The sequence below is a fragment of the Nocardiopsis lucentensis DSM 44048 genome (genome assembly GCF_000341125.1).
Lineage (GTDB): Bacteria > Actinomycetota > Actinomycetes > Streptosporangiales > Streptosporangiaceae > Nocardiopsis > Nocardiopsis lucentensis.
The window spans coordinates 1-14314 of record NZ_ANBC01000379.1 but is presented as its reverse complement, the minus strand read 5'-3'; the positions used below and the strand labels follow the sequence as shown (position 1 = coordinate 14314).

The 14314-nt window shown below is 73.2% G+C and carries 13 protein-coding genes; 11 read left to right on the top strand and 2 right to left on the bottom strand.

Features of this window, described 5'->3' with window-relative positions:
- Positions 1-247 precede the first annotated feature (247 nt).
- On the bottom strand, positions 248-1678 hold the full coding sequence (gene purB / locus D471_RS0112800) for an adenylosuccinate lyase (RefSeq protein WP_017598978.1): 1431 nt from the start codon (positions 1676-1678) through the stop codon (positions 248-250).
- Between the two features lie 133 nt (positions 1679-1811).
- Between purB and D471_RS0112795 the strand changes: the two genes are divergently transcribed.
- From D471_RS0112795 to D471_RS0112780, 4 genes are all read left to right on the top strand, one after another.
- A complete protein-coding gene (locus tag D471_RS0112795) occupies positions 1812-3203 on the top strand; it encodes a sensor histidine kinase (protein WP_026127675.1) in 1392 nt (463 codons plus the stop codon).
- On the top strand, positions 3170-3895 hold the full coding sequence (locus D471_RS0112790) for a response regulator (protein ID WP_017598976.1): 726 nt from the start codon (positions 3170-3172) through the stop codon (positions 3893-3895). Before D471_RS0112795 ends, D471_RS0112790 begins: the two co-directional genes overlap by 34 nt.
- Before the next feature lie 115 nt (positions 3896-4010).
- The gene (locus D471_RS0112785; protein WP_026127674.1) at positions 4011-4931 is read left to right on the top strand and encodes an oxygenase MpaB family protein; all 921 of its coding nucleotides are present in this window, start codon (positions 4011-4013) and stop codon (positions 4929-4931) included.
- A gap of 30 nt (positions 4932-4961) precedes the next feature.
- Positions 4962-5519, top strand: coding sequence for a GNAT family N-acetyltransferase (locus D471_RS0112780; RefSeq protein ID WP_017598974.1), 558 nt, complete (start codon positions 4962-4964; stop codon positions 5517-5519).
- 9 nt (positions 5520-5528) lie between these two features.
- Here the strand turns inward: D471_RS0112780 and D471_RS34205 are convergent, their stop codons facing one another.
- Entirely contained in the window at positions 5529-6464 is a 936-nt protein-coding gene (locus D471_RS34205; protein ID WP_017598973.1) for an intradiol ring-cleavage dioxygenase, read from the bottom strand.
- 273 nt (positions 6465-6737) lie between these two features.
- Between D471_RS34205 and D471_RS0112770 the strand changes: the two genes are divergently transcribed.
- The 7 genes from D471_RS0112770 to D471_RS0112740 form a co-directional block, all read left to right on the top strand.
- Positions 6738-8228 carry an aminopeptidase P family protein gene (locus tag D471_RS0112770; protein WP_017598972.1) on the top strand — a complete coding sequence of 497 codons (1491 nt, stop codon included), beginning with the start codon at positions 6738-6740 and terminating at the stop codon, positions 8226-8228.
- A 191-nt stretch (positions 8229-8419) separates the two neighbouring features.
- On the top strand, positions 8420-9583 hold the full coding sequence (locus tag D471_RS34200) for an RNA-guided endonuclease InsQ/TnpB family protein (RefSeq protein WP_017598971.1): 1164 nt from the start codon (positions 8420-8422) through the stop codon (positions 9581-9583).
- Between the two features lie 166 nt (positions 9584-9749).
- Positions 9750-10157, top strand: a complete 408-nt coding sequence (locus tag D471_RS34195) for a hypothetical protein (RefSeq protein WP_017598970.1) — start codon at positions 9750-9752, stop codon at positions 10155-10157.
- Positions 10158-10249: 92 nt separating this feature from the next.
- A complete protein-coding gene (locus tag D471_RS0112755) occupies positions 10250-10885 on the top strand; it encodes a class I SAM-dependent methyltransferase (protein WP_017598969.1) in 636 nt (211 codons plus the stop codon).
- 104 nt (positions 10886-10989) lie between these two features.
- A complete protein-coding gene (locus D471_RS0112750; RefSeq protein ID WP_017598968.1) occupies positions 10990-11787 on the top strand; it encodes an SAM-dependent methyltransferase in 798 nt (265 codons plus the stop codon).
- 21 nt (positions 11788-11808) lie between these two features.
- Positions 11809-13401 carry an ABC transporter substrate-binding protein gene (locus D471_RS0112745; RefSeq protein WP_449406564.1) on the top strand — a complete coding sequence of 531 codons (1593 nt, stop codon included), beginning with the start codon at positions 11809-11811 and terminating at the stop codon, positions 13399-13401.
- The coding region (locus tag D471_RS0112740) for an ABC transporter permease subunit (RefSeq protein ID WP_017598966.1) at positions 13401-14314 on the top strand (914 nt) is incomplete at its 3' end. The genes D471_RS0112745 and D471_RS0112740, both read left to right, overlap by 1 nt.

The window sequence follows — 14314 nt, the reverse complement described above, 5'->3', positions numbered from 1 at the left end:
CCCTCTTCGTCGCCCTCCACCACCCTCAACGGACGCCTCCGGCGCGGTTCCTCCCTCTTCGTCGCCCTCCACCACCCTCAACGGACGCCTCCGGCGCACACCTGTCCATGAGCACCCTGCCGGCGCCCGAACGGTGACCCCCCGGAGTGACCGTTCCAAGAAACAGAACCACGGAGGACGGACACGACTCGGGGCCCGGTGGACGGGAAGACCGTCCACCGGGCCCCGACCGGACCGAGAACCGTTCCTAGAGGATGGCGCCCGGGCGGTAGGCGGCCGCCTCGGGGTGCTCCTCGGTGATCTCGATGACGCGTTCCACGACCGCCGCGATCTGGTCCTCTGCCGCACCGGTGAACGTGATTCGGTTGTCCAGCAGCGCGTCCAGCTCCGCCCGGTTCAGCGGGAACCGCTCGTCCTCACCCAACCGGTCCAGCAGGCGGTTGCCCGTGCCCTCCTGGCGCATCGCCAGCGCGGAGGCGACCGCGTGCTCCTTGATCAGCTCGTGTGCGGTCTCCCGGCCCACTCCCGCGCGCACGCCCGCCATGAGCATCTTGGTCGTGGCCAGGAACGGCAGGTAGCGGTCGAGTTCGGCGGAGATCACCGCGGGGAAGGCGCCGAACTCGTCGAGCACCGTCAGCATGGTCTCGACCAGCCCGTCGAAGGCGAAGAACGCGTCCGGCAGCGCCACGCGGCGTACGACCGAGCACGACACGTCGCCCTCGTTCCACTGGTCCCCGGCCAGCTCACCGGCCATGGACGCGTAACCGCGCAGGATCACGGCCAGCCCGTTCACCCGCTCGCACGAGCGCGTGTTCATCTTGTGCGGCATCGCCGAGGACCCGACCTGGCCCTCCGCGAACCCCTCGGTCACCAGCTCGTGTCCGGCCATCAGACGCACGGTCTTGGCCAGTGACGAGGGTCCCGCGGCCAACTGCACCAGCGTGGTGAGCACCTCGAAGTCGAGCGAGCGCGGGTAGACCTGGCCGACGCTGGTCAGGCGGTGCTCGAACCCCAGGTGGGCGGCGACCTCGTCCTCCAGCGACCGCAGCGCGTCGCGATCCCCGCCCAGCAGGTCCAGCATGTCCTGGGCGGTGCCGACCGGGCCCTTGATCCCGCGCAGCGGGTAGCGGGCGATCAGCTCCTCCAGGCGTCCGTGGGCGACCAGCACCTCGTCGGCGATCGACGCGAACCGCTTGCCGAGCGTGGTGGCCTGGGCGGCGACGTTGTGCGACCGGCCCGCCATCACCGTGCCGCCGTACCGGGCCGCCAGGTCGCCGAGCCGCGCCAGCAGCGCCACCACGCGGTCGCGCGCCAGCAGCAGGCTGTCGCGCACCTGGAGCTGCTCGACGTTCTCGGTGAGGTCGCGCGAGGTCATGCCCTTGTGGACGTGCTCGTGGCCCGCCAGGGCGTTGAACTCCTCGATCCGCGCCTTCACGTCGTGCCGCGTGATCCGCTCACGCTCGGCGATGGAGGCCAGGTCCACCTGGTCGAGGACCTTCTCGTAGTCGGCCACGACACCGTCGGGCACGTCGACGCCCAGGCGTGCCTGCGCGCGCAGGACGGCCAGCCACAGTCGCCGCTCGGCGACCACCTTGTACTCGGGGGACCACAGTCGGGCCAGCTCCGCGGACGCGTACCGGGCGGCCAGGACATCGGGGATCAGAGGTTTCGCGCTCACGTCGTCCCACCCTACCTTCCTGAACTGCGAAGTCCGTGCCCGGCCGGGGTTGGGGAGGTAGGGCTGGACCCACCACGGAAGGTGGGGCGGGACCGGTTCCGCCCCACCCGCCCCGGCTCCTAGCTTTGGGGGCATGACGACGCCGGACACACCGTCGGGACGGCCGAGGAGCCTCGCCCAGGCCATGGCCCGACCGCGCTTCCTCCTCACGGCCTGGCCCTGGCGGGCCCTCCTCCACGCGCTGGCCACCGTGGCCGTCGGCCTGGTCGTGACGGTGGTCGCACTGCCCCTCTATCTCCCCTGGGCCATGGTTCTTGGTGCCATGGTCAGTCGCCCGTGGGACACCACGCGGATCGGCGAGCCCGCCCTGGCGGGATTCCTCGTCGGCCTGGTGATGATCGCGGCCTTCGCGCCCCTGCTCGCCCTTCCCCTGGGCGCGCTGGAGCGGTGGCGCCTGCGGATCGTCTCCGGGGAGGCGGCCACCGGCGGCCACCGTCCGCCGCCGCCCGGTCTGTGGGGGTGGATCCGGACCCGGTACACCGAGAGCGCCACCTGGCGGGCGGTCGCGTACATGTTCCTGTTGCTTCCGGTCAGCGGACTCCTCCTGTCCGTCCTGGGGGGCCTGGCCCTCGTCGGGGCGGCGCTGGCTCTCTCCCCGTTCCTGCTCCTGGTGCAACCCAGCGCCATCCTCTCCATGGGGCCCTACTACATCGACACACCCGAGCAGGCGATCCCCTTCGCCCTCGTCAGCCCCGTGCTCCTCGTCCTGTTCCTCTACGCCTCCGGGGTCCTCGCCCAGGGCCACGCGGTCATCGCGCGAGCCCTCCTGGTAGGGCCGCCCAAGGAGGAACTGCGTGCCGAGCTCAGCCAGGTCACCGAGTCCCGGGCCCGCCTGGTCAACGCCTTCGAGTACGAACGCCGACGCATCGAACGCGACCTGCACGACGGTGCCCAGCAGCGGCTCGTCGCCCTGTCCGTGGACCTCGGGATGGCCCGGCTCGACCTTGAGGAGTCCTCCGAGGCCGACCGGCGCGTCGCCGCCGCCCAGGCCAAGGCCAACGAGCTCATCGACGAGCTGCGCGAACTCGTCCGCGGCATCCACCCCCGGGTGCTCACCGACCGCGGGCTGCCCGCCGCGCTGGCCGAACTCGCCGACCACTGCCCGGTCCCGACCCGTGTGGACACGGAGATCCCCGGCCGACCTCCCGCCCACGTGGAGGGGGCCGCCTACTTCGTCGTCGCCGAGGCGCTCACCAACGTCGCCAAGCACACCGAGGCCAACGCCGTCACCGTGCACGCGGGCACGGTCCTCGGCGCGGGCACGGCCCCGGACACGCTCGTGGTCGAGGTCACCGACTTCGGCCCCGGCGGCGCCGACCCCTCCGGGGGGACCGGGTTGACCGGCCTCCAGGACCGGATCGCGGTCATGGGCGGCACAATGTCCCTGTCCAGCCCCGTCGGGGGACCGACACGCATACGAGTGGAGCTGCCGTGCGGCCCGATCCCGCCGATCCCGGGTCCGTGACCCCCGTGCCGACCGTCCTGGCCGAGGACGGCGTGCTCCTGAGGGAGGGGCTGGCGGGGGTCCTGGAACGGTTCGGGTTCCCCGTCGTGGCCGCGGTGGGGGACGGGGAGGCGCTGGTCGGAGCTGTCGCCAAACACCGCCCCGGACTCGTGGTCACCGACATCCGGATGCCCCCCGACCTCACCGACGAGGGGCTGCGCGCCGCCGTGCGCCTGCGCCGCCGTGACCCGGGGCTGGCCGTCGTGGCGCTGAGTCAGTACGTCGAGCTGAGCTACGCCTCCGACCTGCTGGACTCCGGGAACGGTCGCGGTGTCGGGTACCTCCTCAAGCAGAGGGTGGGCGACGTGCGCGAGTTCGCGTCGGTGCTGCGCCAGGTGGTGGGGGGCGCCACCGTCGTCGACCCCGAGGTGGTCCGCCAGCTGCTGCGCCGCAGCGCCGATCCGCTGGACCGGCTCACCCCGCGGGAGCGGCAGGTGCTGGGTCTGATGGCCGAGGGGCACTCCAACGGCGCGATCGCCCGGCGGCTGACCGTCAGCGACGCGGCCGTCGGCAAGCACATCGGCAACATCCTCGCCAAGCTCGACCTGCCTCCGGACGAGGAGGTGCACCGCCGGGTCCGCGCGGTCCTGGCCCACCTTCGGGGCCGCGGCGACTGGGGGCGCCGCACCGGGGTCGGGCCCGACCCGCTGTGACCAGGGCCGCCGGGCGCTTCGACCACCCACCCGAATGGCGGACGAACCGAGACGTATCGTGGGAACCGGGTCCGCCACGCGGTGCGAACCCCCGCGTCCCCTGGAGGAGAACCGGATGCAGCCGACCGTCGCCGCCCCGGAGAGCGTCACCTGGAAGATCCACCTGGACCGCTCCATGTGGGTGGCGGGCGTCCGCGCGCTCATGCTCCAGGCCCTGCACCCGGTGGCGATGCAGGGCGTGTGGCAGCGCTCCGACTTTCGCGTCGACCCGACCGGACGGCTGCTGCGCACCGCGCACTTCGTCGCGGTCACCACCTACGGCAGTCCCGACGAGGCCGAGGAGCTCGGCGCGCGCATCCGCCGGGTGCACCGCGCCCTGCGCTTCACCGACCCCGCCACCGGCCGCGGCCACCGCGTCGACCAGCACGACCTGCTCGTGTGGGTGCACTGCGCCGAGGTCTCCTCGTACCTGGAGACCACCCACCGGGCGGGCGTGCCGCTGACCGCGGCGGAGATGGACCGCTACGTCGACGAGCGGGCGCGCGCCGCCGTCTACGTCGGCCTGGAACCGGGAGACGTGCCGCGCGGTGTGGCCGAACTGCGCCGCTACCTCACCGCCGTCCGTCCGGAGCTGCGCGTCACACCCGAGGCCCGCCAGGCGGTGCGGTTCCTGCTGTGGCCCACCGTCCCCGACCGCCTGTCCTGGCTGGCCCCGCTCAAACCCCTGTGGTTCCCCGTGGGCGCGCTGGCCTACGCCACCCTGCCCGCGTGGGCGCGGCGGGCCTACGGCGTCCTTCCCGAGACCCCCGCAACGCCGTCGGCGGCCACCGCCGCGCTGCGCGCCCTGCGCGGGGGCCTCAACCGGGTCCCGGAGCGCTACTACAACCTCCTCTTCGACGAAGCCACCGTGCGCAGCGCGGACGCCGCCCGGGAACGCCTCCTGGCCGCCGGGTACCGGGTCGAGAACGGGTTCCGGGCGCTACGAGCGCGTACCCTCTTCACGTCGCCGGTTCCGGAGCCCCGCGCCCCGGTCTGACCGGCGCCCAGGCACGTGAGGAGGACGAAGGTGACGCACGCCCAGGACACGGACGCCGGGACCGGGGCCACGGCGGTGAGGGCCGTGCCGGGAGACGGTGTCCGGATCACGCGGGTCCACCACGACGACCCGCGCGTGGCGGGGCTGCTCGCCGGTCTCCTGGCCGAGTACACCGAGCGCTACGGCGCGGACAACGCCGCCCGGGAGCTGGAGCGCTACCCGGTGACGGAGTTCGCGGCCCCGCACGGCCGCATGGTCCTGGCCGACCTCGCCGACGAGATCGTGGCCGGGGGAGCGGTGCGCCCCTACGGGGAGGGGCGCGCGACCCGGCCCGAGACCGCCGAGTTCAAGCGCGTGTGGACCTCGCACCGGCACCGCCGCCGGGGGCTGGCCCGCAGGGTCATGACCGCTCTCGAGCAGGCCGCGCGCGACCTCGGCTACACCCGCGTGGTGCTGTTCACCGGCCCCTCCCAACCCGAGGCGCTCGGGCTGTACGACCGGCTCGGCTACCGCCGCCTGGGCCGGGACGAGGTCGACGAGTTCCCGCACCCCGACGCGATCGGCTTCACCCGCGACCTGGCCACCTGACCGTGCGGGTCACGGCTGCCCCGGCGGCGTCATCCCGTCCGGGGGCGTGGCGCCGTCGGGAGGCGTCATCCCGTCCGGAGCGCCTTCCCCGGGCGTGCCCCCGCCTCCGCCGCCCGTGGACTCCTCGGGGGTGACCCCCACGACCACGGTCAGCGTGTACCCGTCCTCGGGGGTCCCCTCGGTCACCGGGGCCGGGGTCACGACCATGCTGTCGGGCTCGCCCTCGACGGATCGGGCCTCCTGGTACACCTGGTCGTCCTCGACCGGGGTCAGCTCCAGGACGTGCTCGGAGTAGGGTTCGCGCTCGGCCACCTCGGCGCAGAAGTCGTCGGAGAACAGCAGCTGGCCGGTGTGCACGGTGGTGCCGCCCTCGTAGGTGGTGTCGATCTCTCCCTGGGTGTGCACCTTGAGGTGGATGTGGGTGACACGGGGGCTGTACCACCCCGGCACGATCGTGCGGAACACCGCCGTGCCCTCCTCGTCCGCCGGCTGCACCCCGCGCAGGAAGGAGTCCTCGTCCCCCTCGCCGTCCTCCGCCGGAACCTCACCGCCGGGGCTGGCCTCGGTGTAGCCCGAGTAGTAGCCCCACGCGTCGCAGTGCCAGATCTCCACCGCCACGTTCTCCCCGGCCAGCGGGGCGCAGCCGTTGGCGTAGTCGACCACGGTGATCGCCAACTCCAGCGGGAACCCCTGCTTGCCCTCGGTGATGTCCTCACGGACCAGCTGCCCGTCCAGGTAGTAGGGCCCCTCGGTCACCTCGGGGCTCAGCACGCAGACCCGCTCCCCGGTCGTGGGGGAGGAGGACGCGGCCGTGGTCGTGCCCGACCCGCCGTCGCCCGCCGTCGCGCATCCGGCCAGCGCCGTGGTCGCCAGCGCGGCTCCACCGCCGACCGCGATCGCCTGCCGTCGCCCCAGGACCGGCCCCGTCGTCGGTGTCTTACCCATGCGATCCGTCCCGTCGTCGCACGGTCACCCCCGGTGAGTGACCCCGTGGCGTGCACGTTATGCGGGACACCTGGGAGAAGTGTGTGAGCGGTGTCCGAGAACCGTGGGTGCCCGCCGCCGCTCCGACGCGGACCGGCCCCATCCCACCTGGTCCGGCGTTATGGGGGCCGCTATGTCCGTGGAGCGGTCAGGTGGGCGGCGCCACCGTACGATGGGTCACACGGGCCGCCACGTGCGGCCGAGAACCCCGCGATCGACGAGGAGAGCCACGACGTGAGCGACCAGCAGCGCCCCGGAGTCGAGCAGGACGGCTTCGTGTTCACCCCACGCAAGAACGGCCAGGCGCAGTCGGTCTCCGACGAGCTCGCCGCGTGGATGAGCACGGGGTGGGCCGACACCGAGCGGCGCGACCTGGAGCCCATCGAGCAGGCCGAGCACACCGCCCGCCGCCGCGCCGCGCTCAGCGCCGCCTTCCCCGGTGAGCGCCTGGTGGTGCCCGCCGGACAGCTCCTCACCCGGTCCAACGACACCGAGTACCCCTTCCGCGCGGCGACCGACTACGCGTACCTGACCGGAGACACCTCCGACGGCGGCTGCCTGGTGCTGGCCCCGCGCGCGGACGGCGGCCACGACGCGGTGCTCTACCTCAAGCCGCGCTCCAACCGCGACAACGGCGAATTCTGGCTCGGCGGCTACGGCGAGCTGTGGACCGGTCGGCGCAACAGCCTGGACGAGGCCGCCGACCTGCTGGGTGTGGCCACCGCCGACGTGCGCACCCTGCCCGGCGCCCTGCGCGCCGACTCCGTGGCCACCCGCATCGTGCGCGGACACGACGCCGAGCTGGACGCGATCGTGGACGAGCTGCGCGCCGACGCCGACGACGAGGCCCGCGCCAAGTCCGCCAAGCTCGACGAGGACCTGGGCGTGACGCTGGCCGACCACCGCCTGGTCAAGGACGAGTGGGAGGTCGCCCAGCTCCAGCTGGCCGTGGACGCCACCGTGCGCGGCTTCAACGACGTCGTCACGGCGCTGCCGCAGGCCAAGGACACCTCCGAGCGCTACATCGAGGGCACGTTCTTCCTGCGCGCCCGCGTGGAGGGCAACGACGTCGGCTACGGCACCATCGCCGCGTCCGGCCCCAACGCCACCACCCTGCACTGGACCCGCAACGACGGCCCCGTCCGCGACGGCGAGCTGCTGCTGTTGGACGCCGGTGTGGAGACCACCACGCTGTACACGGCCGACGTCACCCGCACCATGCCGGTCTCGGGCACGTTCACCGACCTCCAGCGCAAGGTGTACGACCTGGTGTACGCCGCCCAGGAGGCCGGGATCGCCGCCGTGGCGCCGGGGCGCCCGTTCACCGACTTCCACGAGGCCTCCCAGCGCGTGCTGGCCGAGGGCCTGATCGAGTGGGGTCTGCTGGAGGGTCCGGTCGACCGCGTCCTGGAGCTGGGCCTCCAGCGCCGGTACACCCTGCACGGCACCGGCCACATGCTCGGTCTGGACGTGCACGACTGCGCGGTCTCCCGCCAGGAGGTCCACCTGTACGGCGACCTGAAGCCGGGCATGGTGCTCACCGTCGAGCCGGGCCTGTACTTCCAGCCCGACGACCTCACCGTGCCGGAGGAGTACCGGGGCGTCGGCGTGCGGATCGAGGACGACGTCCTGGTCACCGAGGACGGCCGCCGCGTGATGTCGCAGGGCCTGCCGCGCGCGTCCGCCGACGTCGAGGCGTGGCTGGCCGAGCGCATGCCGCGCTAGAGGTACACCTTCGTGTCCGGGCCGTCTCCCCGTGGGGGAGGCGGCCCGCCGCCGTCGGGATACGGTACGCCGTGATCTGGTTCGTTGGCGGCGCAGACCCCGTCCTTCAGGGCAGGGACAGCCGCCCCGCCTCGGAATGTCGTCGGCCCCCGCTACGGTCTGGTCCTGGATCGAGAGGAGGTGTTCCCACCATGCTGACCGGGTTCCGGTATCGCTTGTCGCTCACCGACGAGCAGGCCGAGCGGTGCGCCGAGTACGGCGATATCTGCCGTGCGGTGTGGAACACCGCCCTGGACCAGCGCCGCCAGGCCGTCCAACGGTGGCAGCGCGGATACGACCAGCTGTTCTGCGGCTACCACCTGCAAGCCACCCAGCTCGCCGAGACCAAGACCGAGGAGACGTGGCTGCGGGCGGCGCCGTCCCACATCCTCCAGCAGACGTTGAAGGACCTGGACCGGGCCTGCCGAGATCACGGGACGTTCGGCGTGCGCTGGCGTGGCAAGGGCCGGTGGAAACCCTCGTTCCGTTTCCCCGACCCCAAGCAGATCACCGTGGAGCGGTTGGGGCGTAGGTGGGGGCACCCGAAGCTGCCCAAACTGGGATGGGTCCGGTTCCGGTGGTCTCGCGCCCCCAAGGGTGCCGTCCGGTCGGCCACCGTCTCCCGGGACGGCGAGCACTGGTACGTGTCGCTGCTGTGCGAGGATGGTGAGCACACCCCCGGCGAGCACGCCGTGCCGGACGCGGCCGTGGGTATCGACCGGGGTGTGGCCGTGGCGGTGGCCACCTCGGACGGAGACCTGTTCGACCGCACGCTCCAGACCCCGAAGGAACATGAGCGTGAACGCCGACTGCGGCGCAAACTCTCGCGCCAGCGCAAAGGTTCGAACAACCGGGCGAAGACCAAGGCCGCCCTGTCGAAGCTCACCGGGCGGGTGCGTGCCCGGCGCGCCGACTTCTCCGCCCAGACCGCGTCGGTGTTGTGCACCAAGAATGCGGTCGTGGTGCTGGAGAGGCTCAACACCACGAACATGACCGCTTCGGCCCGGGGCACCATGGACGCTCCGGGGCGCAATGTTCGGGCCAAGGCGGGGTTGAACCGGGCGATCCTGGCCAAGGGGTGGCACGGTTTCAAGCTCGCCTGCCTGAACGCGGCCCGGCGGACCGGGACCCGGATTGTGGAGGTCGATCCCGCGTACACGTCGCAGACCTGCAACCCGTGCGGACATGTCGCACCGGAGAACCGAGAGAGCCAATCGGTGTTCCGGTGCACATCGTGCGGGCACACGGCGCACGCGGACGTGAACGCGGCCCAGAACACTCTTTCGCGCGGATGGACTGGCTCCTTATCGGGGTGAACCGTGCCAGCCTGCTGAGACCTCTGGGTTGCCATGTCAATGAAGCAGGAACCAGCGCGCGCCGCGAGGCGCGCAGCGCCACCGGGTCGCCTGGCCCGGTCGGAATCCCGGTCCCTCCAAGGGCCGGGAGGAAGTCAAGTGCGAGTACGAGGAACCCAGGGTCTTCGTGTACGGGCTGCCCGGGGGCGAGTGCCTCGGCCGGGTCGCGGGCGGCGCGGAGGCCGTGGCGGGCGTCGTCGGCGGTCGTCCCCTGCTGGCCGTGGGTGCGACGGTGTACGCGCTGCCCGACCTGACCGTGGTCGCCGAACTGGGGTCCTCGGCGACCGCCCACGCACTGACCGAGTGGGACGGAACGCCGGTCGTGGTCGTCGGCGCGCGGGAGAGCGGGGGATCCCCGGATGTCCCAGCGCGCGAGCGGCTGGGCGTACGTCGTCTCGCCCCACCGAACGGGGTGGTCGCCGAGTTCGACTGGCTTGTGCCGGGGCGGCTCTTCGACGCGGTGGCGAGCCCTGACGGAACGGTCTTCGTCACCACGTCGGAGGGACTGTACGCGGTACGTCGAACGGGGAGGTGACCGCACGCCGCCGTCGCGGATCCTGTTGCGGGTTCGTGAAGGAACGTGATGACCTGTGGTTTTTCCGCGCATCCTGTGCTGTGGTGAGGAGCATGGGGGACGACCGGTTTCGGCATCCGTTCTTCGCCCGCTTCTACACGTGGGTGGCCGGAGCCATGGACGACGCCGGTCTGGTCGACCACCGCCGCGCGCTGGTGTCCGGGCTCCACGGGCGGGTCCTGGAGGTCGGCGCCGGCCACGGTCCCAACTTCCCCCACTACCCGCGCACCGTCGACCACCTCACCGCCGTGGAACCCGAACCCCACCTGCGCCGCACCGCCCGGGCACGGATCACGGCCGCACCCGTCCCGGTCACCGTCGTCGACGGTCGCGCCGAACGGCTTCCGTTCGAGGCGGCACGGTTCGACGCTGCCGTGGTGGCGCTCGTCCTGTGCTCGGTCGCCGACCAGGGCACCGCCCTGCGCGAGATCCACCGCGTGCTGGTCCCCGGCGGCCGGTTGCGTTTCCTCGAACACGTGCGCGCCGACACCGCCCGGATGCGCCGGACCCAGCGGTGGATCGACGCGACCCTGGGTCCGCGACTGCTCGGCGCCTGCCACTGCGGGCGGGACACGCTCACCGCGATCGAGCGGGCCGGATTCACCCTGACCGTCCTGGACGCCTTCCTCTTCCCCGAGGCCCGCACCCCGCACTCCTTCCACGTGCGCGGCGAGGCGACCCGGCCCTGACCCGCGCGCCGCATGTAGGGTCGGCCGCCGGGACCGGGCCGTGGACGCCGACCGACCGGCCGGGCCCGGCCCCTCGCAGCACTGGACGAACCGGAGGACCACGCGTGACCGACGCCCACCCCGCCCAGGCCGACCCCACCCCAGACGAACTCCGGGCGGCCTTCTTCGCCCTGCACGCCGACCTGCCCCGCCAGGGTCCGGGCTCGGACGAGACCACTCGACGCATGCTCGACCTGGCCGGGCCGCTGCCCGAACATCCCCGCGTCCTGGACATCGGCTGCGGTCCGGGCCGCTCGGCGCTGCTGCTGGCGGCCGAGGCCGGTGCGCGCGTGACGGCGATCGACGTCCACCAGCCCTTCCTCGACCCCCTCACCGCCGCCGCGGCCGAGCGCGGTCTCGGTGACCGGATCGCGGCGGAGAACCGCTCCATGGACGATCTGCCCTGGCCGGACGGGAGCTTCGACGTGCTCTGGGCCGAGGGATCGGCCTACCTCATCGGGTTCGAGCGCGCCCTGCGCTCGTGGCGGCGCCTGCTCACCCCCGGCGGGGTTCTCGTGGTCACCGAATGCGAGTGGACCACGAGCGCGCCCTCGCCCGAGGCCCGCGCGTTCTGGGACGCCGCCTATCCGCTGCGCACCCGCCAGGAGAACACCGCCCTCGCGCACCAGGCCGGATACCGGGTCCAGGCCGCCCGGCTCCAGCCCGACTCCGACTGGTGGCCGGAGTACTACGCGCCCTTGGAGGCCCGCGCCGAGGCGGCCGACGCCTCCGTTCCGGGGATGGCCGAGGCCGTGGCGGGCGCCCGCGCCGAGATCGCCCTGCGTCGGGACCACGGCGGCGAGTACGGCTACACGGCGTTCGTGCTGCGGCCGGAGGACGCGCCGCCGGCCACTGGGGGCTGAACGCAGGGGCGGATATGACCTATGCCTCGATCCGCCCAGGCCTGTCGTGGGAATGAAAACGGTTGTCATATGCTGTGGGTCGTCGCTCCGCGGTCCGGAGCGCGACCTCTCCCACGCATCCCCTGGAAGAAGTTCCCCGTGCACGTCACCAGACCCCTGACCGGCGCCTGCCTGGTCCTCACCGCCGCCCTGACCCTCACCGGCTGCTTCGCCCCCTCCGACCAGTCCGCCGACGGCGCCGACGACCGCGTCTCGGTCGCGATGCTCCAGCCGCCCCGGTCGGCCCTCTCCCCGCTCAGCGACGACGCCTTCAAACTCTCCCGCTGGAGCACCGCCGAGACCCTCGTCGTCCTCGACGACAACGGTGACCCCCAGCCCGGCCTGGCCACCGAGTGGACCCGAGTCGACGACACCACCTGGGAGTTCACCGTCCGTGACGGGGTCGTCTTCCACGACGGCACCGACCTGACCGCCGACGCGGCCGCCCACGCTCTGGAGTACGCCGCCCAGGCCGCACCCAAGCCCCGCATCCTCGACGGCGTCGACCTGACCGTCGCGGCCGAGGGCGACACCGTCACCGTCACCACCGCCGACGGGGACCCCCTCGTCCCGCACCGGCTCTCCTCCCCGCAGCTGTCGATCCTCGCCGAGAGCGCCTACGACGGCGACACGGTGAGCCCCGTCGGCACCGGCACCGGCCCCTTCGAACTGGTCGAGGTCAACGGCACCACCTCCGCCCGCCTGGAGCGGTTCGACGGCTACTGGGGCGACCCCGCCCGGCTCTCCGGCATCGACGTCACCTTCGTCCCCGACGGCACCGCGCGCGCCGCCGCCCTGCGCACCGGCGAGGCCGACATCGTCGAGGCCGTGCCCGTCTCCCAGGCCGCCCTGCTGGACCAGGAGCTGCTCACCGAGGTGCCGATGCCGCGCACCAACACCCTCCACCTCAACGCCGCCGACGGGCCCTTCGCCGACCCCGGGCTGCGCGCCGCCGTCCGCGAGACCATCGACCGCCGGGCCCTGGTGGAGGGCGTCTACGAGGGCCGCGCCGACGTCGCCGAGGGGCTGCTCGGCCCGGCCCTTCCCTGGTCCGCCGACCGCCCCGAGCGCACCGCGTCCACCGAGGCGACCGACCCCGACGGCGTCGCGATCACCCTGGCCACCTACAGCGACCGCCCCGAGCAACCCGAGATCGTCACCGTCCTCGCACAGCAGTTGGAGGACGCCGGTTTCGAGGTGGAACAGGCCGTCCGCGAGTACGCCAACATCGAACAGGACATGCTGGCCGGGGAGTTCGACGCCTTCGTCCTCTCCCGCGCGACCGTCCTCGACTCCGGTGACCCCCTCGCCTACATGGCCAGCGACTTCTCCTGCGACGGCTCGTTCAACATCGCGCAGCTGTGCGACGCCGACGTCGACGNGGCGGAGCCGCTGGCCACCGGCGCCGACCGGCGCACCGCCATCCTGGCGGCCGAGGCCGCGATCCTGGCCACCGACGCGGCGATCCCGCTGCTGCACGAGCGGGTCATCCAGGGCGACGCCGCGCACGTCGCGGACTCGGCCAAGGACCCGCGCGAGCGTCTGCTCGTCACGCCCCGGACGCGGCTGGACTGATGGAAGCGACCACCTCACCGGACACCGGGGCCTCGGGCGGCGCACCCTCGCGTGCGCCCGAGGCCCCGGGGCCCGACCGCCCCGCCGGTGGCACCGACCCCGGCTCCGGCCGTTCGCGCGGCCTCTCCTGGCTCGGACCGCTGGCCTCCCGGCTGACCGCGCTGGCCGTCATCACCGTCGTCGTCGGCCTGCTGCCCTGGCTGTCCGAGCGCGACCCCGCGCTGGCCCTCCTGCGGGCCCGGTCGGCCGAGCGGGAACCCACCCCCGAGGCGCTCGACGCCATCCGGGAGGAGTACGGCCTGGCCGACGGGCCGCTGGTCCTGCTCGCCCGCTGGTTCTCCGGCGTCCTCCGGGGCGACCTGGGCAGCTCCTGGGTGTCGGACACCCCCGTCCTGCCGTCGGTGCTGTCGGCCACCGGCGTGTCCCTGACCCTGATGGGAGCCGCCCTGGCCGTCGCCCTGGCCGTGGCCACCGCGCTGTTCGCCCCGGCCCTCGTCCGCGGGGCGCGCGGCACCGCCCACCCGGCCGGGTCCGGCGGCGGAGCCGTCGCCGCCGCGCTGACCGCCCTGCCGGAGTTCCTCCTCGCCATCGTGCTCATGGTGGTGCTGTCGATCTGGTGGGGCTGGCTCCCGCCCTACGGCTGGGCGGGACCGGAGAACCTGGTCCTGCCCGCGCTGGCGCTGGGGCTTCCGGCGGGCGGACTGCTCGGCCGCCTCGTCGACGACGCGCTGCCCTCGGTCCTGAACGAACGCTGGGTGGCGCTGTGGACGGCCTCGGGCTGCTCACCGGCCCGGATCGCGGGCGCGGCCCTGCGCCGCGCGATCCCGGCGCTCGTCCCCCAGTTCGGCCTGGTCGCGGTCGGCCTCACCGGCGGCGCCGTGGCCGTCGAGACCGTCTTCACCGTCCCCGGCAT

Excerpts from the sequence above, each read along its gene's own strand:
- D471_RS0112785 (WP_026127674.1), top strand. The coding sequence starts at position 4,011 with ATGCAGCCGACCGTCGCCGCCCCGGAGAGCGTCACCTGGAAGATCCAC.
- D471_RS0112755 (WP_017598969.1), top strand. The coding sequence starts at position 10,250 with ATGGGGGACGACCGGTTTCGGCATCCGTTCTTCGCCCGCTTCTACACG.
- D471_RS0112795 (WP_026127675.1), top strand. The coding sequence starts at position 1,812 with ATGACGACGCCGGACACACCGTCGGGACGGCCGAGGAGCCTCGCCCAG.
- D471_RS34205 (WP_017598973.1), bottom strand. The coding sequence starts at position 6,464 with ATGGGTAAGACACCGACGACGGGGCCGGTCCTGGGGCGACGGCAGGCG.
- D471_RS34200 (WP_017598971.1), top strand. The coding sequence starts at position 8,420 with ATGCTGACCGGGTTCCGGTATCGCTTGTCGCTCACCGACGAGCAGGCC.